Below are 23,208 nucleotides of genomic sequence, written 5' to 3'. Positions count from 1 at the left end.
TTTAATCATCAAATGTAAAGTATTATTACGTTAGGTCGCGATGAGAATTGAGTAAAGATAATTCTCATTTGCACTTGTGATTGGATGAGAATAACAACGGAGAGGATGTCGCTGATAACCAGGATGGACTGGTCTGACTGCGCGGGTATGTATAAAAAATCCGGAAACGGATGAGCGTTCCCGGATTGATACAAAGGCGTTGGGTAATACCGTCGCCTTTAACGTGAGTTAAAGCGGTATTACGCCAGCGCCGCTTCGCGCAGGCGAGTTTTCAACTTGTTGTACTCGTCAATCACGTACTGCTCGGCGGCGCGCTGATCGGAAATCGGCTCGACGCGCACGGCGCAGTATTTGTACTCCGGCGTTTTGGTAATCGGGCTTAAGTTTTCGGTAACCAGCTCGTTACAGGCACCAATCCACCACTGGTAGGTCATGTAAATCGCCCCTTTGTTCGGACGATCGCTGACCTGCGCGCGGGTGATAATTTTGCCTTTACGCGAGTGCACCCAAACTAGTGCCTCATCTTCAATACCCAGACGTTTTGCGTCTTCGGTATTGATTTGTGCGTAGCCAGGTTCATCAGCCAGAGCTGCCAGTGCCGCACAGTTACCGGTCATCGAACGACAGGAGTAGTGCCCAACTTCACGCACCGTTGACAGTACCATTGGATACTCGTCGGTGAGTTTGTCGATTGGCGCTACCCAGTCGCAGGTGAAGAACTGCGCCAGGCCGTTCGGGGTATCAAACTTCTCTTTAAACAGATAAGAAGTCCCCTGATCGGCATCTGAAGTATCGCGGCAAGGCCACTGAATGAAGCCCAGTTCGCCCATTTTCTCGTAAGTCGCACCGTAGAAATCCGGGCACAGATGACGCAACTCATCCCAGATCTCCTGGGTATTGTTGTAGTGCATCGGATAACCCATACGGGTGGCAATTTCACTGATGATTTGCCAGTCCGTTTTCAGATCCCACTTCGGTTCAACCGCCTTGAAGAAACGCTGGAAACCACGGTCAGCCGCAGTATAGACACCTTCATGTTCGCCCCACGAGGTTGACGGTAAAATGACATCCGCCGCTGACGCAGTTTTGGTCATAAAGATGTCCTGGACGATGACCAGTTCCAGATCTTCAAAGGCTTTACGTACTGCCGACAGTTCCGCGTCAGTTTGCAGCGGATCTTCGCCCATAATGTACGCCGCACGGACTTCGCCATGCGCTGCGCGGTGCGGTAACTCGCTGATGCGGTAACCGGTATGGGCTGGCAGACTTTCTACACCCCAGGCTTTGGCGAATTTCTCGCGGTTAGCCGGATCTTTCACGTACTGATAGCCAGGATACGTATCTGGCAGTGCGCCCATATCGCAGGCACCCTGCACGTTGTTCTGACCACGAACCGGGTTAACGCCCGCATGCGGCTTACCGAGGTTACCAGTCAGCATTGCGAGGCTGGTCAGAGAACGCACGGTTTCCACGCCCTGATAGAACTGGGTAACACCCATGCCCCACAGAATGGATGCGCTTTCCGCCTGGGCATACATCCGCGCCGCCTGACGAATCTCACTGGCACTGACGCCGGTGATATCTTCAACCGATTCCGGCGTGTAGCCTTCAACGATTTTACGATACTCTTCAAAGCCTTCCGTACGGGAAGCGACGAACGCTTTGTCGTACAGATTTTCTTCAATAATGACATGGCCCATCGCATTTAACAGCGCGATGTTCGAGCCGTTTTTCAGTGCGATGTGCATGTCAGCAATGCGCGCAGTTTCAATTTTGCGCGGATCGCAGACGATAATTTTCGCCCCGTTACGTTTAGCGTTAATCACGTGATTCGCTACGATCGGGTGGGAATCCGCTGGGTTATACCCAAAGACGAACACTAAATCAGTATTATCAATTTCGTTAATGGCATTGCTCATTGCGCCGTTACCGACCGATTGGTGCAGACCTGCAACCGATGGGCCGTGTCAGACGCGAGCGCAGCAGTCAACGTTATTAGTACCAATAACGGCGCGCGCAAATTTTTGCATTACATAGTTGGTTTCGTTACCCGTACCGCGCGAGGAGCCGGTCGTCTGGATGGCATCCGGACCGTACTTCTCTTTGATGGCGCTCAGGCGCTCGGCAACGTAATTTAGTGCCTCATCCCAGGAAACAGGTTCGAGTTTGCCGCCACGCTGGCGACGGATCATGGGGGTTTTCAGGCGCGGGGTCAGGATCTGGGTATCGTTAATGAAATCCCAGCCATAATAACCCTTCAGACACAGAGTACCCTGGTTGGTTTTCCCCTGCGCTGCCTCCGCCCGGACGATTTTGCCGTTATCGACGACCAGGTTGATTTTGCAACCTGATGCGCAATATGGGCAAACCGTGACGACTTTTTTCATCGGTCTCGCTCCAGTTAATCAAATCACGCATACGCGCTCTCGACTACAGTATGCATCTTTTATGCCACCTTTTATTTGGGGACATTCCCTGATATTACGGGCGCTTTTTGTTCAAAACTCTGACGAAAAACAGGCTGTCGTCAGTTTTGACGTGACGAAACGATATGCCGCGTGACAGCCATCACGCGACGTCTGTTTTATTTCTTCTCAACGATCGGGGCAGTCTGATACCCGCCGCCCAGCGATTTCATCAACTGAATACTTTGAATCACGCGGCGACTATCCAGCATGAGTAAGGACATTTCTTCGGCAAGTACCGGCAACTGGGCTTCGGTTGCCTGTAAGCGGCTGGTTAATCCACGTCTGTAGGCGGCGTCGGCGGCGCGCTGGGTGAAGCGAGTCGCTTCTACGCGTTCTGCCTGCATCTCCCGTTCTTCATTCAGCGTTTGCAAACGCGTGCCATTGACTGCAACGTCGCGCACCGCGTTCAGTACTGACTGGTTGTAACGTTCAATCATTATGTTGCTGGCGGCGCGCGTGCCTTCGAGATTGGCATTCAGGCGTCCACCGTCAAACAGCGGCAATTTCAGACCTGGTATGAAGTTGAACTGGCGGCTGGTTTTTTTGAACAAGGTGTCCAGGTGAATGGAATCCAGTCCGAAAAACGCTTTGATATCAAAGCTCGGGTAGAACAGCGCCCGTGCGGAATCCACCTGATTTAATGACGCCTGAACATACCAGCGCATGGCTTGCAGATCCGGACGTCTGGCGAGCAACTCATAAGAGAGCGTCGCCGGAATGCCAGTCTGTACTTGCGGTAACGCCACCGGTTTGATCTCTGGCATATCGCTGGCTCCCGCGCCAATCAATGCGCGCAGGGATTCTCGCGTTTCGGTGATTTGCCCTTTGACGGCAGCAATTTGTTTATCGACCGCCAGAATCTGTGCCCGCGCGCCGTGGAAAGGCACTTGCGCTTCCAGACCATGCGTCACTTTACTCTGGTGCGCTCTCACCGCGTAATCAATCACACTGCGGGTTTGTTCTAACAGATCGAGCATCTGGTAGCTGGCCTGCATACTGTAATAAAGCTGCGCCACGCCAGTGGTCAGCGATAACTCCACCGCGGCGGTTTCTGCCAGAGCCGCGTTATGCGCGCCAATGGCGGCAGCAAGCGCTGAGCGATGCACACCCCACAAATCGAGATCCAGTCCAGCAAACAAACCTACTGTAGCTTCGGTATAGTACGGCCCGTCCATTCCCAGTGCGGGCGCATCCATCGCATAAGGGCTTAAAAAGCCGTTTGCCGAAACGCGCTGGCGGTTAAGCATCCCTAACGCCGCAACCTGTAATTGTGAACCGGCATCTAACAAATCAGCTTGCGACTGCGTTTTTTCCTCCCGCAATTTCGCTTCAGCGAGGGTGTGCGAACCGCTTAACGTCCGTTGGATCAGCGCATCCAGTTGTGGATCATGAAACTGTTTCCACCACTGTGCTTGTGGCCAACCGGAACTGGCCAGATGGATATCATCGGCAAGTTTGATTTGCTCTGGTTCAAGTTGTTGATGAGGGGCTGAATCCTTACGCACCAACGCACAACCGGAAATCAGCGTCGCGCTGCTGAGAATGCTGCACAACAACAAGCGTGAAAGTTGACGATTGATCATTGAGTGGCTCCTTGTGCCTGTTCCGTGGCGGGCGTTAATGCCGGGGCAGTCCAGTCTGGCAAGTGGGCGATGAGCTGACAGACGTGTTGCTCCTGTTTTAATAAGGTGGGCAGGATGGCCTGCGAGGCAGGTGTCTCTTCAAGCGCTATCACTGGCGAATGGCTGATTGTGGTTGCCAGACCCGTGGAGTATTTCTCCAGCGCCTCAGCAAACTGGCTTGCCCTGTCCGGCTGGAGCGCGTGATCCAGTGCCTGCGCCGAGTTCCAGGTAGCGTCCCAGGCGTGAAGAAGGTCACGGCTCTGGCGAATCACTGTTTGCGAACGTTCAACCAACAAAGCACGCTCTGAGCTATCTAGTTGACGCTCCAGCGCCACACGTTGACACATCTCTTCACAGGCATTAATCGCTGCATGCAGACCAATACGAATTTGTATATAGGTACGCAGCGTTGTAGCTTCCTGCTGGCGAGGAATACGCATCAGTTTGCTTAACATACCCAGCGCGCCAGCCAGTTTTTGCGGTAGTGTGCGCGCTTCGCTTTCAGGCCAGACAAAGGTGTAAATCACTGCCGATACCGCAGTGCCGATAAGAATACCGATGGCGCGATCGCGTATTTCCACCAGGTCATACACCGGACCAAAAACGTTTTCGAGTGTGGCGAGCGCGAAGGTCACCACCATCTGCGTTCCGATATAAGAAGAACGTTCAGAGCTGGTGGCAACCCACGCCCCCAACAGGAAAATCGGTGCCAGCACAAACAGCAATTCGACAATATTGTCCAGCCAGGGGATGACTAAAATGGTCATTAGCAGCGCCAGAATTGCCCCACAAAAAGCCCCGCCAAAACGCAACGCCATCTTCTGGTACGATGAACCAACATTTGGGTTAGCGACGATCACGCAGGTCAACATACAGGTGTGAATGCCTTCCCAGTCCACGCCGCTATAGAAGGTGTAACAGATTAAACAGGCCAGCAGCGTTTTCACTGCATAGCGCATATAGTCCGGATTGGTAAAGGCATCGGGTACAAATGAAGGTGGTTTGGCGGCGGGTGTCGGCGGCGTATGCGGGTCCATCTGACCAAGCTGTAACAGCGTCTGGCAGATATTCTCCAGGTTACATTCCCGCGCCGCCATTGCTTCCTCTTCACTTAGCCGCCAGTTGCTTTTCCAGCATTGACCTTGTGCAATAGCATGTTGCAGTTTGTTGATTTCCAGGGCTAGTTTTTGCCGGAACTCAATGATTGCCAGCGAGTCAGCAAACGCGGTGGGATCGTAGCGATTCAGCGTCGAGTAAATGTAGGTTACCGTTGCCACGCAGCTTTGCCACCATGCGCTATGGGTTCGCCAGTCGGCGTCATCCGCGAGGCAAAAGACACTGAGTTTTTGCAGCGCCAGCGCCTCTCTTTCAATCCGCGTTTCAGGTAGTGGCGTGAGGCTTTCTGTCATGTGGCTTACCGCTTCATCAAGTCGGTCATTAAGTGCCTGATGCATTTGCGTGATGGCGCGGCTGGGAAACCACAACACGCCGATTAACGTCATCAATAACGTCGGGTAGAGGCCGACAACAATACACCACAGCGTTAAGCGCACGACGACTTCCGGATAATCGAGCATGGCGGGGAAGGTTTGCCCGTAAATGGCGACGATAGCGACGGCAAAAAAGACCAGCCCCAGCCGATGGGTGCGCATCAAAAACATACAGCCCATCAGGATCGGCCCGGCGATGATCAGTCTGATCAACGGTTCGCTGTAAGACCATTTGTAGATCAAAAACAGGCTGCCGATCTCCAGCACTGTGGCGACCACAAACAGGAACGCCACAAATTTGGTGTAAAACGCGTTCGACTGAATACCGTAAAACAGCACTGCCAGTGATAACGCCACGAAGGGGATCTCGAAGGTCATCGAGATTAGCACTACCAGCAGGCAGCCTACCCAGAGCTGCACGGTCTGCGGCACGCGACCTGGCCGTTGCTCGCTTAGCTCTTCATGAAAGAACGCCAGCAGCCTGACCACCGATAATGGCAGGGAGTTGAGGGCGCTCATTATTGCGGCTCAAGATTAGCGATTGCCGATGCGCCGATACGGAACATTTCCGGGTCAGGTTTATCGACCATTATTTTGACCGGAAAACGCTGGGCAACGCGGACCCAGTTAATAGAACGAGACACTTTCGGCAGACCGCCAAGCACCAGACCACCATCATCCGGCAACACACCGTAGCCAATGGAATCCACTTTACCTTCGAAGGTTTTGCCGCTGTCGCTCATCAGGCGAATTGTCGCAGGCGTACCGGCATGAATGTTTTTCAGATCGGTTTCGCGGAAGTTGGCGATCACGTACCAGTGACGGGTGTCGATTAGCGTGAAAATAGGATGCATCGCGGAGGCAAATTGCCCAACCGAGGTTTTGAGGGAAATCACCCGACCATCGAACGGTGCGCGAACGGTGGCCATTTCCAGATGCAGTTTGGTTAGGGCAATATCCGCTTCGACCGCCGCGCGTTGCGCGACCAGTGCATCGACGCCGCTAACGGCGCTGGCGGCTGACTGTGCCTGCAACAATACAGCATTAAGATCGGCTTCTGCCGCACGCTGTGCGGTTCTCGCGCGGTCTACATCTTCCGCAGAGACAAAACCTTCCTTCAGTAGCGGCTCGGTACGGCGTAATGTATCGTTGGCCTGTTTGGCAGCGGCGCGAGCTTTTTCTACCGTGGCGTTAACCGAGTCAGCACCGAACTGTTGGGCATTAACGCTACGCTGAGTGAGCATAATTTGCTTATCCAGCGCGGCGAGGGAAGCTTCGGCTTTCGCCAGATTAGCTTCGTACGGGCGCGGGTCGATGCGAAACAGTAAATCACCTTGTTTAACTGCCTGGTTGTCGGTGACTGCCAGTTCTACAATGCGACCGCTGACTTCCGGTACTACATCAATGGTATCGGCTGACGCGTAAGCGTCGTTAGTTGATGGCGCACTGTCGACGCGCCAGATAACAAAAACAGCGGCAACCAGTGCCAGCGCAACCACCAGCAGGGCAGGGAATTTACTGCGAGGAGCTTTTTTCGGCGTACTTTCCATGAGCGCATCTCAAAATAGATTAGAAAAATGCCAGCCAGAACAGCATGGCGTAGAGAGCAAAAAGGGCGGTATAAATAATTCCGACAAATGCCAGATTGATATTTGCCCGCTGAATAATTCGCCTTGTGATGAGAGTCACAATAAGGCTGGCAATAACGCAGAAAAACCAGCCGGGATAATAAGCGCCGATTACCGGGATCGCCGGAGATAATGAGCATCCCGAAACCATGAAGACGGGAATTATCCAGGTTGCTTTTTTGAGTTGCATCACCATGCGAGAGAGAACTGTTGGCATAATAAATACATCCTGTCTGCTGCGAACAATATCTGTAGTGAATGTCAATATCCATTGAAGGCGTCAGTATGGCTATTTTCTTGTGGAATAAAAATAGCTTTATTCAGCCACCGCATTCATAACTTATTTATTTTATGTATTAGTTAATGATTTATATTTTTGATATAAATGCTTTCGGGAGCTTAATTGCCCCCGAAAGTGAGTGGAATTAATTTGGGGTAACGATATTCACCCACAAATCAAAATTATCCAGACAGGCAATAATTTCTTCCAGTTTCGCACCATTGCCAATAATTTTGGCTTTCTTCGCTTTTACCAGCTCTGCCATTTTCGCCTGTCCGGTCAGCACCGCGTGCAGATCTTCACGGCTGATGTAGAAAGCGGCGTTGGCTTCAGGCTGCAGCGTTTTACGGTAGTTAAGCACGCTATCGTTCAGCGTCAGGTTGAGGTTATCGCCGTTACTCATATTGAAGTTCAGGCTGATATTTTTGCCAGCGGCTTTTTCGCTATCGAGGCGCACGGACATAAAGTCGAACAGCATTTCGACTGACATCCCGCGAATGGTGTCCGGGGAACCGGTGGTGCCGTGGCTGAACTTATGTACTCCTTCGCGCAGCTCTTTCGCACCAGTCAGGTAGAAACCGCGCCAGGTGGCGGACTCGGCCTGATAACCAAGCTGTTCAAAGTTTTTGGCTTGCAGATTTTTCGCTACCTGGTCACCCGGATTGGCGGCAATCACCTGTTTCAGTAATTCTGCCGACCAGCGGTAATCCCCTTGCTTATTCGCTTCCTGTGCCAGGTTGATCACGCGCGCGGAACCGCCCAGCGCCTGTACATAACGCTTGCCCATCTCCACCTGACCATATGGATGCAGGTTAGCCGGATTGCCATCGTAGTAGCCAAGATAGAAGTTATACACCGCGCGGGCGTTATGGCTAACAGAGCCATAGTAGCCGCGGCTGGCCCAGTTGTTGGCAAGTGCTGGCGGCAACTTAATCATGTCTCCGATTTCATTCATGGTGTAGCCCTGGTTTGCCAGGTGCAGGGTCTGATCGTGAATGTACTTGATGGTATCGCGATATTTACCAATATAATCATTGATATGCTTATTGCCCCAGACTGGCCAGGTGTGTGGCATAAACAGTACTTCCGCTTCGTTACCCCACATATCCAGCGTTTCGTTCAGGTACTCGGTCCACTTGCTGGTGTCGCGGGTTTTCGCGCCGCGCAGGGTGTAGAAGTTGTGCAGGGTGTGAGTGGCGTTCTCGGCGGTGCACAGCGCTTTCAGGGCCGGAATATAGAAATGCATTTCCGCGGGTGCTTCGCTGCCTGGGGTCATCAGGAAGTCAAACTCCAGACCATCGATAATCATCTTCTCGCCAGTTCTGACAATTGTTTTGGTTGGCGCAATAATGCTCGGGTCGCCGGTCGCCAGCGTGACACCGAGGCCATTACCCACGTTGCCCTGTGCGTTGTGCGGCAGTAACAGGCCGTAAGAGTAAAGGGCTCGGCGGCTCATGATGTTACCCGCCAGCACGTTTTCGCTGATAGCTTCGTCCATAAAGCCTGCCGGAGCGATTACCTGAACTTTCCCTGATTTAACATCAGCTTCAGTGATAATGCCTTTCACTCCGCCATAATGGTCGGCGTGGCTGTGGGTGTAGATAACGGCAACAATTGGTTTTTGCGGACGATGCTGGAAGTAAAGGTCAAGTGCGGCTTTCGCGGCTGGCGGCGTCACCAGTGGGTCGATAACAATAATCCCTTTCTCGCCTTCAACGAACGTAATGTTAGAGATGTCCTGACCGCGCACTTGATACATTTTATCGGTGACTTTAAACAGGCCAGAAATGCCGTTGATCTGCGACTGACGCCACAGACTGGGATTTACGGTTTCCGGTGCGGCGGTATTAATATCAAATTTGTAATCATCTGCCCGATAATAAACTTTTCCGTTAGCATCACGCAGAATACCTTCATCCAGTAGCGGGGCGATAAATCCACGTTGGGCATCGTCAAAATCCTGACGATCGCTAAACGGCAATGATTTGGCGTAGTTCTGGTTAATTTGCTGAGTATATTGGCTGGCAGCCTGAGCTTCTTCCTTCGCGTAAGCGGTATTTACCATCATGCCACTGGCGGCGGTTAATGCAATAACAATCCTGCTCAAACGGAATAACCGTGAGTTATTCATATAAATCTCCATTTATCATTTGTGTCGTAAATATATGACCCATACAAAATACGTCATTTGAAACTGGCGTTATCATAATTGGGAAGCTTCGACTTTAATAAGAGTAAGTGTGAGCAGAACACGCTATTTTATTAGGCATTAGTGCTGAAGAAGGAAGACAGCGATAGTTTTATTTTTTCTATAAATAATACGAAACGGTTTATTCTTTAATTATATATATTAACGGTAATATCGTTAGCATAGCGGGATTTTGATTTGTGGTACAGGTGTCGGCATTTCGATAGCGGCGAACAAGTTTGCCGGAGTTCGTGCGGTCGTCTGTAGCGAACCTTATTCCGCGCAACTCTCGCGGCAACATAACGACACCAACGTGCTGGCTTTTGGTTCACGAGTGGTTGGCCTCGAACTGGCGAAAATGATTGTGGATGCATGGCTGGGGGCGCAGTACGAAGGCGGTCGTCATCAACAGCGTGTGGAGGCGATTATGGCAATAGAGCAGCGGAGGAATTGAGATTCATCCACTGTTTGCATGGATGAGTAATGACTAATGTGGATAGAGTCTCTTTCTGAGGTTAGTTAATGAAACGCTATCCGCTGTTATTTTTATTTACCCTGCTCACGCTGACCGCTGTTCCGGCTCATGCCGATATTATCGATGACACCATTGGCAATATTCAGCAGGCGATTAACGACGCTTATAATCCTGACCGTGGACGCGATTATGAAGATTCGCGTGATGACGGTTGGCAGCGTGAAGTGAGCGACGATCGTCGCAGACAATATGATGATCGCCACCGCCAGTTTGAAGATCGCCGCAGGCAACTGGATGATCGCCAGCGCCAGCTTGATCAGGAGCGTCGGCAACTGGAAGATGAAGAACGGAGAATGGAAGATGAGTATGGGCGTTAGTCGGATCGTTTTTGCCTGATTGCTGGTTAACCCCGGTTCCAGTTTATCCGCAACGATCGCCTTCAGAAGCGTAACTCACTCCTCGACTCTGTGTATAACAAAGTCACTTGTGACAAGAACGTCTGTTCACATCGCGGGAGGACGAGCCTCCCGGTGGGGCTTATTTTGTGGGCTGTTGTTTAACAACATTAATCATCCACGGCACTCCATATTTATCAGTGACTTTGCCGAAGCCATGCGCCCAGAAGGTTTCCTGCCAGTCCATTTCGATTTTTCCATTGGCGGCAAGGTTGTCAAACCAGCGTTTCCCTTCTTCGACCTGTTGCGAATCGAGCACCAGCGTAAAGCCGGAGTAGCTGGCTTTTCCTGACGGTATGGCATCGCTCATCATGATATCGCTACCGGCAATGCGCACGTTAGCATGGGCGATGGCAGTATCCGGGAATTGCATTCCTGATGGGCAGCCTTCGGCGCTTTCCTGTGCGGGTTTCGGCATTTCTCCGAAGCTGATTTTATACAGCAGTTCCGCGTCCAACGTGCGTTGATAATAGGCTATTGCGTCGGCACAGTTACCGGCAAAAGAGATGTAGGGACTTAACGGCATGATGGTGACCTCAGTGAAGAGAAGTCAGTTAAGTGTAGTTTGAATTTTGTACAGATGAAGAGTAGGCCTGATAAGACGCGGTAAGCGTCGCATCAGGCATTGGCACAGTTGCCGGATGGTGTGGGAATTTGTAGGCCTGATAAGACGCGGCGAGCGTCGCATCAGGCATTTGGCACCATTGCCGGATGCGGCGTAAACGCCTTATCCGGCCTACGGATAGCGCGGGAATTCCCCGGCCTGATACGATGTGCAAGCGTCGCATCAGGCATTGGCACAGTTGCCGGATGGTGTGGGAATTTGTAGGCCTGATAAGACGCGGCGAGCGTCGCATCAGGCATTTGGCACCATTGCCGGATGCGGCGTAAACGCCTTATCCGGCCTACGGATAGCGCGGGAATTCCCCGGCCTGATACGATGTGCAAGCGTCGCATCAGGCATTGGCACCGTTGCCGGATGCTTCGCACCCGGCAATCGAAATCAGTTCTTTTTCACAAACTCAGATTTCAGTTTCATCGGGCCAAAACCATCGATTTTGCAATCGATGTTATGGTCACCTTCAACCAGGCGGATGTTTTTCACTTTGGTGCCGATCTTCAGCATCGAAGAGCTACCTTTTACCTTCAGGTCTTTAATGATGGTAACGCTGTCGCCGTCAGCCAGCAGGTTGCCGTTAGCATCTTTAACGATCAGCTCGTCGCTTTCCTGTGCAGGTTCAGCGTCGTTCCATTCGTAGGCGCATTCCGGGCAGATGTACATGCCGTTATCTTCGTAAGTGTATTCGGAGTTGCATTTCGGGCAGTTTGGTAATGACATGTGGATTTCCTCAAAGTCAGCAGGGCAAAAGCGCCAAAAAACGGCAGATTGCCGAAAAAGGCCGCAATTATACACAAAATCCCTGAGTTTGTCGGGGGTACTGCTGATTTTAGACGACAAACGTTTTCATTTGAAAGACAACGCAAAAAGAAAATAATCTTTTTGCCTCCATTTATTATTTAAGTTAAGGTTAACTCTCTTCTTGTTCTTTTTTAATTCAATTATTATTTCTATCTTTCTGACATTTTAAATGTATCGGAAGAGGCTTATTCATTCGGATAAAAAGACTATATTAATTATAAGAGTTATTTACTGCTGTAATTATAAAATCCGAAAGCAGAACTAAAAAACAATCTGGCTAAATAAAAGTAATAAAATTTGCTTTAAGGAAGAATTTTCCATGTACACACAGACAATATATGAGTTAAGTCAGGAGGCTGAACGCCTGTTACAGCTTTCCCGACAACAGTTGCAGTTACTGGAAAAAATGCCTCTCTCTGTACCCGGAGAAGATACACCACCACTGACTTTGCCCTGGGGGCAGCATAATATCGACGAGCGTCATGCCATGTTGAGTAATGAGCTGCGTAAAATCTCCCGTCTGGAAATGGTGCTGGCGATTGTTGGCACCATGAAAGCAGGGAAATCAACCACCATTAACGCTATTGTTGGCACTGAAGTTCTTCCTAATCGCAACCGTCCTATGACTGCGCTACCGACGCTTATTCGCCATGCTCCGGGGCAAAAAGAACCGGTGTTGCATTTTTCGCATGTCGCGCCAATCGACCGTTTAATCCAACAATTACAACAGCGCTTGCGTGATTTCGATATTAAACATCTGACCGATCTGCTGGAAATAGATAAAGATATGCGCGCACTTATGCAGCGGATCGAAAATGGCATCGCTTTCGAAAAATATTATCTTGGTGCCCAGCCTATTTTTCATTGCCTGAAAAGTTTGAATGATTTGGTGCGTCTGGCGAAGGCGCTGGACGTCGATTTTCCCTTTTCTGCTTATGCCGCCATTGAGCATATTCCAGTGATTGAAGTGGAGTTTGTCCATCTGGCGGGGCTGGAGAGTTATCCCGGGCAGTTAACGTTACTGGATACTCCCGGGCCAAATGAAGCCGGGCAACCGCATCTGCAAGAAATGCTTAACGAGCAACTGGCGCGCGCCTCCGCAGTGCTGGCGGTACTGGATTATACGCAACTGAAGTCAATCTCCGATGAGGAGGTTCGTGAGGCGGTTTTAGCGGTGGGGAAATCAGTACCGCTGTATGTACTGGTCAATAAGTTCGATCAGCAGGATCGGAACAGTGACGATGCCGAACAGGTGAGGGCGCTGATTTCCGGGACGCTGATGAAAGGTTGCGTTACGCCTGGGCAGATATTTCCGGTGTCGTCGATGTGGGGCTATCTGGCGAATCGGGCACGCCATGAGTTAGTCAACAACGGTAAATTACCAGCACCGGAGCAACAACGCTGGGTGGAGGATTTTGCCCATGCGGCGCTGGGCAGGCGCTGGTGTAACGCCGATCTGGCGGATATCGACCATATTCGTCATGCTGCCGATCAACTGTGGGACGATTCGCTATTCGCCCAACCGGTTCAGGCGTTACTCCATGCCGCCTACGCTAACGCGTCGTTATATGCTCTGCGATCTGCATCGCATAAGTTGTTGAATTACGCCCTGCAGGCGCGGGAATATCTGGATTTTCGCGCACACGGGCTGAACGTCGCCTGCGAACAATTGCGGCAAAATATCCGCCAGGTTGAAGAAAATATGCAGCTATTGCAGCTCAATCAGGTACAGGTGAGTGGCGAGATTAAACATGAAATCAAGGTGGCCCTGACGTCAGCCACCGACTTTCTGTGTCAGCAGCAAAATGAGGTGAATGCCCAGTTAGCTGCGCTGTTTCAACATGATTCGTGGCCGTTAAGTGAGATCCGCACCCGCTGCGAGACGTTGTTACAGACGGCACAAACCAAAATCAGCCGTGACTTCACGCTGCGTTTTACTGAACTGGAATCAACCCTTTGCCGGGTGTTAACCGATGTTATTCGTCCCATTGAGCAACGGGTTAAAACGGAATTGAGTGAGTCCGGGTTTCGTCCTGGATTTCATTTTCCTGCTTTTCACAGCGCAGCTCCTCACTTCAATACTCGTCAGTTGTTCAGCAATGCAATATCTCGCCAGGAAAAAACGGATGAGCAGATCACCCGTTTTGGCATTGTGCGTGAGACTTTCTCGCGCTGGCTGAATCAGCCCGACTGGGGGCGGAGTAGTGAGAAATCTCCGCCGGAGGCTATTGATTACAGCGCGCTACAACGAATGTTAACCGCGGAAGTCGACCTTTATTGCCAACAAATGGCTAAAGCTTTGGCGGTTCAGGTCGATGATTCTGTCACGGCAGACATGAGCACTTTTTTTGCTGATTTCGCTTTATGCTTGACGGAATTACAGACGCGTTTACGCGAAAGCCTGGCTCTGCGTCAACAAAATGAATCTGTAGTTAAGATGATGCAGCAGCAATTGCAGCAGACTGTGATGACTCACGGCTGGATTTATACGGACTCTCAGTTGTTACGCGATGATATTCAAACACTTTTCACGGCAGAACGATATTGACTAAGACGTTACTGGACGGCCCCGGTCGCGTGCTGGAGTCGGTTTATCCTCGCTTTTTAGTGGATCTGGCGCAGGGCAATGACGCCCGCTATCCACAAGCCCATCAGCAGCAGTTTCGCGAACGGCTGATGCAGGAGATCCTTGCTCGCACACAGCTTCAGACGTGGGCGAACGCAGGAATGTTAAATGCGCCGCTTAGCCTGCGCCTGACATTGGTGGAAAAACTGGCGGCGATACTTGATCCCGCTCATCTGGCGCTGACGCAGGTCGCGCAACATCTGGCACTATTGCAAAAAATGGATCACCGCCCACAATTTGCTTTTCCGAAACTTCCGCAGCAAATTGCCGCGTTGTATGAGTGGTTTTCCAGCCGTTGTTGCTGGAAGGAAAAAGCGTTAATGCAACGAGGATTACTGGTGCAGGCGGGCGAGCAGAGCGCGCAAGTTTTTACCCGCTGGCGTGCTGGTGCGTATAACGCCTGGTCGTTGCCTGGGCGTTGTTTCATTGTTCTGGAAGAGTTGCGCTGGGGGGCGTTTGGTGATGCCTGCCGTCTGGGAAGCCCGCAAGCGGCGATGTTGTTGCTTGACGATTTGCGCGTGAAAGCGACGCAATATCTGGCCGAAAGTATCAACGCAGCACCGACTACTCGTCATTATTACCCTCAGTGGTTTACCTCTCCCACTACCCCGACTGGCGGAGATTATGCTGACTTTTTAAGCTGGCTGGGCAAGTGGTCCGATGCCGATAAACAGCCCGTTTGCTGGTCAGTAACCCAACGCTGGCAAACTGTCGCGCTGGGGATGCCACGGCTCTGCTCAGCACAGCGTCTGGCGGGGGCGATGGTAGAGGAAATCTTCACTGTAAATTAAGTGTAAATAATCGGTTACACCAATGGGTGTTAAACGAAATCCATGTGTGAAGTTGATCACAAATTTAAACGCTGGTAGGGTAAAAAGGTCATTAACTGCCCAATTCAGGCGTCAACAGGTTTGGTTGTACAGTTCTTAATCAGAACGTGTAAATAAACCCGCTACGCTTGTTACAGAGATTGCACCCTGCAATTCCCGCTCCCCTTTTGCGGGCGCCACGTCGATTTGCCTGACGTGTGCGGAAATGGGCTTACTCTGCGAGGAAAGCTATGCTGAAAAGGAAAAAAGTAAAACCGATAACCCTTCGTGATGTCACTATTATTGATGACGGTAAACTGCGAAAAGCCATTACTGCAGCATCGCTGGGTAATGCAATGGAATGGTTTGATTTTGGTGTTTATGGTTTTGTTGCTTACGCATTAGGTAAAGTCTTTTTCCCTGGGGCTGATCCCAGCGTGCAGATGGTTGCTGCACTTGCCACCTTCTCCGTTCCCTTTCTGATTCGACCGCTTGGCGGGCTCTTCTTTGGTATGTTGGGCGATAAATATGGTCGCCAGAAGATCCTCGCTATCACCATTGTGATTATGTCGATCAGTACATTCTGTATTGGATTGATACCGTCCTATGCCTCGATTGGTATTTGGGCACCGGTTCTGCTGTTGATTTGTAAGATGGCGCAAGGTTTCTCGGTCGGCGGCGAATATACCGGAGCATCGATATTTGTTGCGGAATACTCTCCTGACCGCAAACGTGGCTTTATGGGTAGCTGGCTGGATTTCGGTTCTATTGCCGGGTTTGTTCTGGGCGCGGGTGTGGTGGTGTTAATTTCTACCATCGTCGGTGAAGAGAACTTCCTCGACTGGGGCTGGCGTATTCCGTTCTTTATCGCTCTGCCGTTAGGGATTATCGGACTTTATCTACGTCATGCTTTAGAAGAGACACCAGCGTTCCAGCAACATGTTGAGAAACTGGAACAGGGCGACCGCGAAGGTTTGCAGGATGGCCCGAAAATCTCGTTTAAAGAGATTGCCACGAAGCACTGGCGCAGCCTGTTGACGTGTATTGGTCTGGTGATAGCCACTAACGTGACTTACTACATGCTGCTGACCTATATGCCAAGTTATTTGTCGCATAACCTGCATTACTCCGAAGATCACGGGGTGCTGATTATTATCGCCATTATGATCGGGATGTTGTTTGTGCAGCCGGTAATGGGCCTGCTGAGTGACCGTTTTGGCCGTCGCCCGTTTGTGATCCTCGGTAGTGTTGCGCTGTTTGCACTGGCGATCCCGGCGTTTATTCTGATTAACAGTAATATCATCGGTCTGATTTTTGCCGGACTGTTGATGCTGGCAGTGATCCTCAACTGTTTTACGGGCGTTATGGCCTCAACGCTGCCAGCGATGTTCCCGACGCATATCCGTTACAGCGCGCTGGCGGCGGCATTTAATATTTCGGTGCTGATTGCCGGTCTGACGCCAACGCTGGCGGCATGGTTGGTAGAAAGTTCGCAGGATCTGATGATGCCAGCGTATTACCTGATGGTAGTGGCGGTGATTGGTTTGATTACCGGCGTGACCATGAAAGAGACGGCGAATCGTCCGTTGAAAGGCGCGACACCGGCGGCGTCAGATTTGCAGGAAGCGAAGGAAATTCTCGTTGAGCATTACGATAATATCGAGCAAAAAATCGAAGATATTGACCACGAGATTGCCGATTTGCAGGCGAAACGCACTCGCCTGGTACAGCAACATCCGCGAATTGATGAGTAACCTGAAATAGATTACCTGATGCGACGCTGTCGCGTCTTATCAGGCCCCCAATCGGTCTGACCCGACTCTTAAGGTTCACTTAATCTCTGGCGTGCATACTCTCCTCCAGTTCAATGGAGGAGAGTGCAATGAAAAACCGTATTTATGAAAGTTTAACTACCGTGTTTAGCGTGCTGGTAGTAAGCAGCTTTCTTTATATTTGGTTTGCCACGTATTGATCTTTCTTCAGCCGTATCCAGGCGCGCGTGCCGGAAGTCTCTTCCCGGTTTTGCAGGAAAAACTGCCCGTGATGCAACTGCGTGATGCGGCTGACAATACTTAATCCCAGACCAATTCCGCCATAACGGCTGTCCATCCGTACAAACGCTTTGCTCAACTCTCCGCATTTACTCTCATCAATACCAGGCCCTTCATCTTCAACTGCCATTACCGCACCGCCATCTTCTTGCAGTTTAATCATAATGTTGCTGCCTTCGGGACTATAGCGATGGGCGTTTTCTACCAGGTTACGCAACAACATGCGTAGTAGAGTGGCGTCGCCCTGGACAGTGATGTCGGCGGCGCTTTCTGGCAACAGCAAGGTTTGCTGACGCTGGTCGAGCATGGTGCTGAGTTCGTCATAGGAGGGCAGGATCACATCATCCAGCAACTTTACATGCTGGTAATTACCCGAAGAGAATGACTGTCCGGCGCGCGCCAGTTGTAACAACTGGGAGACGCTGGCCATCATCTGATCGAGCCGCGCGACTAACGGCGCTACGTCAATGTTGTGCGTTTTCGCCATTAACTCCAGATGCAAACGTACCCCTGCCAGCGGCGTTCGTAGTTCGTGAGCGACGTCAGCGGTAAACAGCCGTTCGTTATCCAGCGTGCTGGTCAGGCGACTGACCAGATCGTTCAATGCAGAAACTACCGCTTCGATTTCGAGGGTGGCACTGTGAATAGCAATAGGTGTCAGGTTGTCGGCGGTACGCGCTTCCAGCTCTTTTTGCAGTTCCGCCAGTGGGCGGGTGATGCGAAGTACCGCCTGATAGCAGATAAACAGCGTCAGACTGACCATAAACACGCCAGGAACAATCAGACTGGCGACCGCCTCACGGATTTCACGCATGATGTGGCGATCGTTGTTGCGATTGTCGCGCAGCGCCTGCTCAAATAGCTGAATCTGCTCGGTGCTTTCATGCCATAGCCAGAAAACGCTGATCAGCTCAAACACCAGCAGAATTGCCCCAATGGTTAATATCAGCCGTTGACGCAGCGATATTGGTCGACGCAGAAAACGCATCAGGTTCAATTAGTTTTCCTCATTAGCGACCAGCATATAGCCAAAGCCGCGCACGGTGCGGATACGGGCTTTGCCCACTTTGTCGCGCAAGTTATGGATATGCACTTCCAGGGTATTCGTTGAGGGTTCGTTGTCCCAGTTGTAAATGTCGTTGTAGAGAATTTCCCGATGCACCGGACTACCCGCCTTGAGCATCAGGCGCGACAGCAGGGCATATTCTTTTGGTGTCAGGATCAGCTCTTCACCGCCCATCCATACCTGACGGCGACCCATATTCAGCATCAGGTTGCCAACCTTCAGCTCGCTTTCGCCCTGATTATTATGGCGTCGCAGCAGGGCGCGGATGCGGGCGTGCAACTCTTCCAGCGCGAAAGGCTTCACCAGATAGTCGTCGGCACCGACATCCAGCCCGGCGATTTTGTCGGTAAGCGTGTCGCGGGCGGTGAGGATCAGTACCGGCAGGGTGTATTTTTTCTGCCGGATACGAGCGAGAAAATGCAGTCCATCTTCGTCGGGTAAACCTAAATCCAGCACCACCAGGCTGTAATGACCGGCTTCCAGGCTTTGTTCCGCCATCCGCGCGGTCGTGACGCCATCACACGCGTAGCCTTCAGTTTGTGCCGCCAGAATCAATCCCTGCAATAACAGTGTATCGTCTTCAACAATTAGAATTTTCATTCAGTCGTTCTCCTGCATGCCTGCAGAATATCATCCGCGGCTTGATAATACTTCGTCTCGACGCCGGTTAATCCCAACAGGGTTGAGAATAAATTGTCCTGTGAATAGTGCTGCGTTTGTGCTTGTTTTTGCAGGCAGCTTTGATCAACCTGATACCGTTTTTGATAATCCTCCGACAACCACAGCAGCATCGGAACCTGCTTTTGGCTATCCGGGGCGATGCTATAAGGCAAGCCGTGTAGATAGATGCCATTTTCACCTAACGATTCACCGTGGTCAGAAAGATAAATCAGGCTGGTGGTAAATTTATCCTGATGTTCTTTCAGCAGATTAATCGCTTTATCAACAATATAGTCGACGTAGAGCAACGTATTGTCGTAAGTATTGACCAGTTGCTCTTTGGAACAGGTCTGGATCTCGTTGGTGTCGCAGGTGGGAGTAAATTTCCTGAACTGCGGTGGATAGCGGTTGTAATAGGTCGGGCCGTGGCTGCCGATGGTGTGTAAGACAATCACCCCATCGCCTTGCAGATTATTGATGTACTCCTCCAGCCCGTGGAACAGCACTTCGTCATAGCATTCGCCGTTGATGCACTGACCGGGTAAGTTCAGGGCAGTGACGTTCTGATGAGGCACGCGGTCACATGCGCCTTTGCAGCCGCCATCGTTGTCATTCCATAGTACGTTGATGCCTGCCCGCTGAATGATATCCAGCACGCCTTCCTGGTGTTGTGCCAGCTCTTCTTTGTAATGCTCGCGCGGCATATCTGAGAACATGCACGGTACGGAGACAGCCGTTGCTGTGCCGCAAGACGCAGTATTAGGAAAATAGATCACGTTATCTTTCGCCAGCCGCGGGTTGGTTTCACGCGGGTAGCCATTGAGTGAGAAATTCTCCGCCCGCGAGGTTTCCCCGACGATCAAAATGGTCAGGTTTTTCCGGTTTCCTTTTTGCATTAACGGGTTGCGGTGTGCGTCCTCACCAATGCGTACCAGTGGCAGATTTGCCAGTCGCTGGTGGGAATACCATGACCAACTGGCAACAATGCTGTTGGAGGGGCTTAAAGATTTCACCAGCTCTTTGTTGTTGCGAAACAGCGAGGCGTAGTCTTTATAAAAAAGCACGGCAACCAGCACAATCAGCAGTACAGATATCAGGATACTGGCTCCACGGAAAAGAACACTGCGCAGGCGCGAGGCAGCAGGTTTGATTTTTATCCAGCAGGCAATCAGCGCAGCAAGTACGCCGCTTAACCCTAGCGTTAGTAACATGCGTGGCGTCATCAACGCATAACTTTCCGCCGGTGTGGTATCAATGATATTGGCAATCATCGAACGGTCGATGACGATGCCATAAGTCATGATGAAATATTGCGCAGATGCGCCAACGAGAATAAACAGACAGGCTAGTGGTCGATTAAGCCATAAGAAAGAGCCTAGTGTCAGAACAATATTAATCACGCTGAACGCGACGACTGGCATCGACAAGAAAACCAGCACGTTATGCAGCGAATCCAGCGGTAACGCCTGTAACACCTGTTTAAAAAAGGCAATGTTCAGGCAGATAGCAATATAAAAAGAGGCCAGCAATAGCCAGGCGAGTAAATTCAAAGAGGGTCTTTTTAAAAGGCGCTTTAACATCACGGTGTTTCCATCGAACAAAGTGCGCATATGCTCGCAAAGCAAAGTTAAGCCAACCTTAAGTTCTTAAGGTTGGCTTTTATGTTTGCTGGATTAAGGAGGCTTAATCTTTGCTAATGGGTGGATCTAAAGGATACGGGTTTTTATGCAGCCGGTTGTAGTTCAGCGTGTACATAGCGGTGATCACCATCAGAGTGACAAATGACCACATGACTTCTTGTGCACCAGAACCAACCACCGCCCAGATGCAATAAAGGAAGGCGATAGTTGTGATGACCAGATACGCCGGACGCGCTTTGCCAAAGTGACCGTGGCCTAAAAGTAGTAAAGCTGCACAGGTATAAAGATAAGGCACCAGGGTAAAGATAACCGATACGGAAGAGACCAGACCGAACTCTTTGGTTGCGTTTGGTGAGATGCTGCTGAACTGGAAGATAGTCATCAGGATACCAACGATAATCAACCCGGCTACCGGTGTGCCTGCTTTGTTGACGCGGGCAAAAATCGGTGGGAACAAACCGTCATCGGCAGCGGCTTTCGCCGTTTGTCCAGCCAGTAACGTCCAGCCGCCGAGCGAACCCAGGCAACCAGCCGCCGCACAGAAGGAGACAATGGCTCCTGCGGTATCACCCAGCGCCATCCGTGCAGCATCACCGAATGGCGAGGCGGAAACGCGCAGTGCGGCATTCGGGATCATCCCCATAATTGCCGTGGTCGAGAGCACATAGCAGACGGCAGCAATCAGTACCCCACCAATGGTGGCAATAGGGACGTTGCGTTTCGGGTTTTTCACTACACCCGCTGCAACAGAAGCACTTTCTACCCCGATAAATGACCACAGCGTTACGTTTAAGGTGCTTTGAATTGCGCCGAAAGTGCCCAGACCGCTAACGTTCCAGGCCGCCATATAGGTTTCTCCGTGGAACCAGAACCAGCCGAATACGGCAATCCCGACGATGGGGATCAGCGCCAGTACAGTGGCGATGGCCTGCACGTGGGTAATCATTTTCGGCCCGACGATATTAAGCAGAACGAAGATCCACAGCACCACAACACAGGTGATAGTTAATACCAACGGATCTTTCAGTACCGGGAAGAAATAGCTCAGGTAGCCGACGCCAATGACCACCATAGCAATATTGCCGATCCAGCAGGCCAGCCAGTAGAGAACGTTAGTTTGATACCCGAGGAAAGGACCAAAACAGCGGCGCGCGTAGGCATATGAACCGCCAGGGCTGGGATCGAGGAACGACATTTTGGCGTAAACCATCGATAAAGCCAAAGCACCGATAATTGTCACCAGCCAACCATATATAGCAATCCCCCCCGTCGAGGCCAGATTTGCAGGTAACAGAAAAACACCTGACCCCATAATATTCCCCGACACCATTAGGGTGACGGGGATTAAGCCCACTTTGTGAGCATCAGCATCCGAAGACATAATAAAACTCCTGCGAAGGCGAGCTTCGTGACAATAAATTACGTCATATCATACGCCTGCATTCGCGCGTTGAATTATCGTCGGCTGGCTTATCGCTGATGCTGTTATTAATATATCTCTTCGTTAAGGTTATAAATCAGGCGATAGAACGTTCTCTATGCTGGCTAACATAATGGAGTGGGGTCATGCCATAGAAATCTTTAAATACAGAAATAAAGTAAGACGTACTGTTGTAGCCACAGGACTGTGACACCTGTGAGATATTTTTACCATCCATCATTAATTCATTTACGGCATAACGCATCCGGCAGGTGGTTATTATTTGGCTATAACTGGTGTTTTCGCTTTTCAGCTTTTTCTTTAACAAACTTGGGCTAAGGCATAAACAACTGGCTACCATACTAAGATTCCAGTCTTTATGGATATCGCTTTCAATGATTTGATAAACGCTGTCGCTAACACAATTACGTAACATATGCATTAGCAGTGAAAGGAATTTTTTACTGTCGAGAAAACGAGATAGTACAGTGAATAATAATGCACGTGTTCGTTCCTTTTCCGACTCTGTTTCAGCGGGCATTATGCTGTGTTGCGCTGCGACGCGAAACACCTCTGGTGTCAGGCATGACAGGGAAATAAAAGGTGTGGCGCTACGCTGCCAGACCGGTATTTTCGAGAGATCTTTATTCAGAAAACGGAGATAATCTTTGATGATGTCGAGGCTAATATACGCAACCAAAGTGTTATTCAGAGAGGAGACGTCGATAATATTGTTTTCACAACTTAATAACGTTATATGGTTAGCTTTCAAACTTATAGGTTCTTTCCCATTCACTCTTAGCCAGACATCTTTTTCAGTTAATAAAACTATACAAGGTTGGTTGCTGCAAATCCTCATACATGTACTCCTGAAATGCAAAGAAAATAGTGGATCTCGCCAACATAGAGA

Annotated in this window: 19 protein-coding genes and 1 pseudogene; 6 read left to right on the top strand and 14 right to left on the bottom strand. The window is 50.6% G+C overall.

From position 1 onward, the window contains the following. Nucleotides 1-239: 239 nt before the first annotated feature. The 6 genes from fdhF to yjcS form a co-directional block, all read right to left on the bottom strand. On the bottom strand, nt 240-2,387 hold the full coding sequence (gene fdhF / locus BEA93_RS16850) for a formate dehydrogenase subunit alpha (RefSeq protein ID WP_077627668.1): 2,148 nt from the start codon (nt 2,385-2,387) through the stop codon (nt 240-242). Between the two features lie 197 nt (nt 2,388-2,584). Further along, nucleotides 2,585-4,051, bottom strand: coding sequence for a multidrug efflux transporter outer membrane subunit MdtP (gene mdtP, locus BEA93_RS16845; protein WP_105224781.1), 1,467 nt, complete (start codon nt 4,049-4,051; stop codon nt 2,585-2,587). Next, the gene (gene mdtO, locus BEA93_RS16840; protein ID WP_105224780.1) at nt 4,048-6,099 is read right to left on the bottom strand and encodes a multidrug efflux transporter permease subunit MdtO; all 2,052 of its coding nucleotides are present in this window, start codon (nt 6,097-6,099) and stop codon (nt 4,048-4,050) included. Before mdtO ends, mdtP begins: the two co-directional genes overlap by 4 nt. Then, a complete protein-coding gene (gene mdtN / locus BEA93_RS16835) occupies nt 6,099-7,130 on the bottom strand; it encodes a multidrug efflux transporter periplasmic adaptor subunit MdtN (RefSeq protein ID WP_105224779.1) in 1,032 nt (343 codons plus the stop codon). Before mdtN ends, mdtO begins: the two co-directional genes overlap by 1 nt. Before the next feature lie 19 nt (nt 7,131-7,149). Continuing rightward, entirely contained in the window at nt 7,150-7,425 is a 276-nt protein-coding gene (locus BEA93_RS16830; protein WP_001517588.1) for a YtcA family lipoprotein, read from the bottom strand. Between the two features lie 208 nt (nt 7,426-7,633). After that, nucleotides 7,634-9,619 (bottom strand): alkyl sulfatase YjcS, encoded by a 1,986-nt coding sequence (gene yjcS, locus BEA93_RS16825; RefSeq protein ID WP_105224778.1) that lies wholly within the window; start codon nt 9,617-9,619, stop codon nt 7,634-7,636. Nucleotides 9,620-9,863: 244 nt separating this feature from the next. Between yjcS and rpiB the strand changes: the two are divergent. Together rpiB and yjdP are read left to right on the top strand one after the other, a co-directional pair. Continuing rightward, nucleotides 9,864-10,130 (top strand): annotated as a pseudogene (gene rpiB, locus BEA93_RS16820) (bifunctional allose-6-phosphate isomerase/ribose-5-phosphate isomerase RpiB); the annotation flags it as partial. Between the two features lie 68 nt (nt 10,131-10,198). Continuing rightward, nucleotides 10,199-10,528 carry a DDRRRQL repeat protein YjdP gene (gene yjdP / locus BEA93_RS16815; protein WP_061090609.1) on the top strand — a complete coding sequence of 110 codons (330 nt, stop codon included), beginning with the start codon at nt 10,199-10,201 and terminating at the stop codon, nt 10,526-10,528. A gap of 160 nt (nt 10,529-10,688) precedes the next feature. Here yjdP and yjdN read toward each other — a convergent pair whose 3' ends face one another. The 3 genes from yjdN to BEA93_RS16805 all read right to left on the bottom strand — a co-directional run bounded on the left by yjdN (nt 10,689) and on the right by BEA93_RS16805 (nt 11,945). Further along, the gene (yjdN, locus tag BEA93_RS16810; protein ID WP_001131293.1) at nt 10,689-11,132 is read right to left on the bottom strand and encodes a VOC family metalloprotein YjdN; all 444 of its coding nucleotides are present in this window, start codon (nt 11,130-11,132) and stop codon (nt 10,689-10,691) included. Between the two features lie 161 nt (nt 11,133-11,293). Next, nucleotides 11,294-11,470 carry a hypothetical protein gene (locus tag BEA93_RS26375; RefSeq protein WP_157942462.1) on the bottom strand — a complete coding sequence of 59 codons (177 nt, stop codon included), beginning with the start codon at nt 11,468-11,470 and terminating at the stop codon, nt 11,294-11,296. A gap of 139 nt (nt 11,471-11,609) precedes the next feature. Continuing rightward, complete coding sequence (locus BEA93_RS16805; RefSeq protein WP_000056775.1) at nt 11,610-11,945, bottom strand: zinc ribbon domain-containing protein YjdM; 336 nt, start codon at nt 11,943-11,945, stop codon at nt 11,610-11,612. A gap of 400 nt (nt 11,946-12,345) precedes the next feature. On the opposite strand from BEA93_RS16805, the gene crfC reads away from it, so the two are divergent. The 4 genes from crfC to pmrR all read left to right on the top strand — a co-directional run bounded on the left by crfC (nt 12,346) and on the right by pmrR (nt 17,433). Continuing rightward, nucleotides 12,346-14,574: a clamp-binding protein CrfC gene (gene crfC, locus BEA93_RS16795; RefSeq protein ID WP_001517594.1), complete on the top strand. Its 2,229-nt coding sequence runs from the start codon at nt 12,346-12,348 to the stop codon at nt 14,572-14,574. Next, complete coding sequence (locus tag BEA93_RS16790; RefSeq protein ID WP_105224777.1) at nt 14,571-15,443, top strand: diguanylate cyclase regulator RdcB family protein; 873 nt, start codon at nt 14,571-14,573, stop codon at nt 15,441-15,443. The genes crfC and BEA93_RS16790 overlap by 4 nt, the downstream gene beginning before the upstream one ends. A gap of 269 nt (nt 15,444-15,712) precedes the next feature. Next, nucleotides 15,713-17,215, top strand: a complete 1,503-nt coding sequence (gene proP / locus BEA93_RS16785; protein ID WP_001517596.1) for a glycine betaine/L-proline transporter ProP — start codon at nt 15,713-15,715, stop codon at nt 17,213-17,215. 128 nt (nt 17,216-17,343) lie between these two features. Further along, nucleotides 17,344-17,433 (top strand): LpxT activity modulator PmrR, encoded by a 90-nt coding sequence (gene pmrR / locus BEA93_RS26225; protein ID WP_001517597.1) that lies wholly within the window; start codon nt 17,344-17,346, stop codon nt 17,431-17,433. On the opposite strand, the gene pmrB is transcribed toward pmrR, so the two are convergent. The 5 genes from pmrB to BEA93_RS16755 form a co-directional block, all read right to left on the bottom strand. Continuing rightward, nucleotides 17,409-18,509 carry a two-component system sensor histidine kinase PmrB gene (gene pmrB, locus BEA93_RS16775; protein ID WP_001052120.1) on the bottom strand — a complete coding sequence of 367 codons (1,101 nt, stop codon included), beginning with the start codon at nt 18,507-18,509 and terminating at the stop codon, nt 17,409-17,411. The genes pmrR and pmrB overlap by 25 nt on opposite strands. Further along, on the bottom strand, nt 18,510-19,178 hold the full coding sequence (gene basR / locus BEA93_RS16770; RefSeq protein WP_016249486.1) for a two-component system response regulator BasR: 669 nt from the start codon (nt 19,176-19,178) through the stop codon (nt 18,510-18,512). Next, nucleotides 19,175-20,818 carry a phosphoethanolamine transferase EptA gene (gene eptA / locus BEA93_RS16765; protein ID WP_001517598.1) on the bottom strand — a complete coding sequence of 548 codons (1,644 nt, stop codon included), beginning with the start codon at nt 20,816-20,818 and terminating at the stop codon, nt 19,175-19,177. Before eptA ends, basR begins: the two co-directional genes overlap by 4 nt. A 103-nt stretch (nt 20,819-20,921) precedes the next feature. Continuing rightward, nucleotides 20,922-22,259 (bottom strand): arginine/agmatine antiporter, encoded by a 1,338-nt coding sequence (gene adiC / locus BEA93_RS16760; protein ID WP_105224776.1) that lies wholly within the window; start codon nt 22,257-22,259, stop codon nt 20,922-20,924. A gap of 136 nt (nt 22,260-22,395) precedes the next feature. Further along, nucleotides 22,396-23,157 (bottom strand): AraC family transcriptional regulator, encoded by a 762-nt coding sequence (locus tag BEA93_RS16755; protein ID WP_001217088.1) that lies wholly within the window; start codon nt 23,155-23,157, stop codon nt 22,396-22,398. Nucleotides 23,158-23,208: the final 51 nt, after the last annotated feature.

Origin of the sequence: Escherichia sp. MOD1-EC5950, from assembly GCF_002965345.1 — a bacterium.
In the GTDB taxonomy this organism is placed as follows: domain Bacteria; phylum Pseudomonadota; class Gammaproteobacteria; order Enterobacterales; family Enterobacteriaceae; genus Escherichia; species Escherichia marmotae.
The sequence above is the reverse complement of the archived record's forward strand: the minus strand, read 5'-3'. Positions and strand labels throughout refer to the sequence as shown.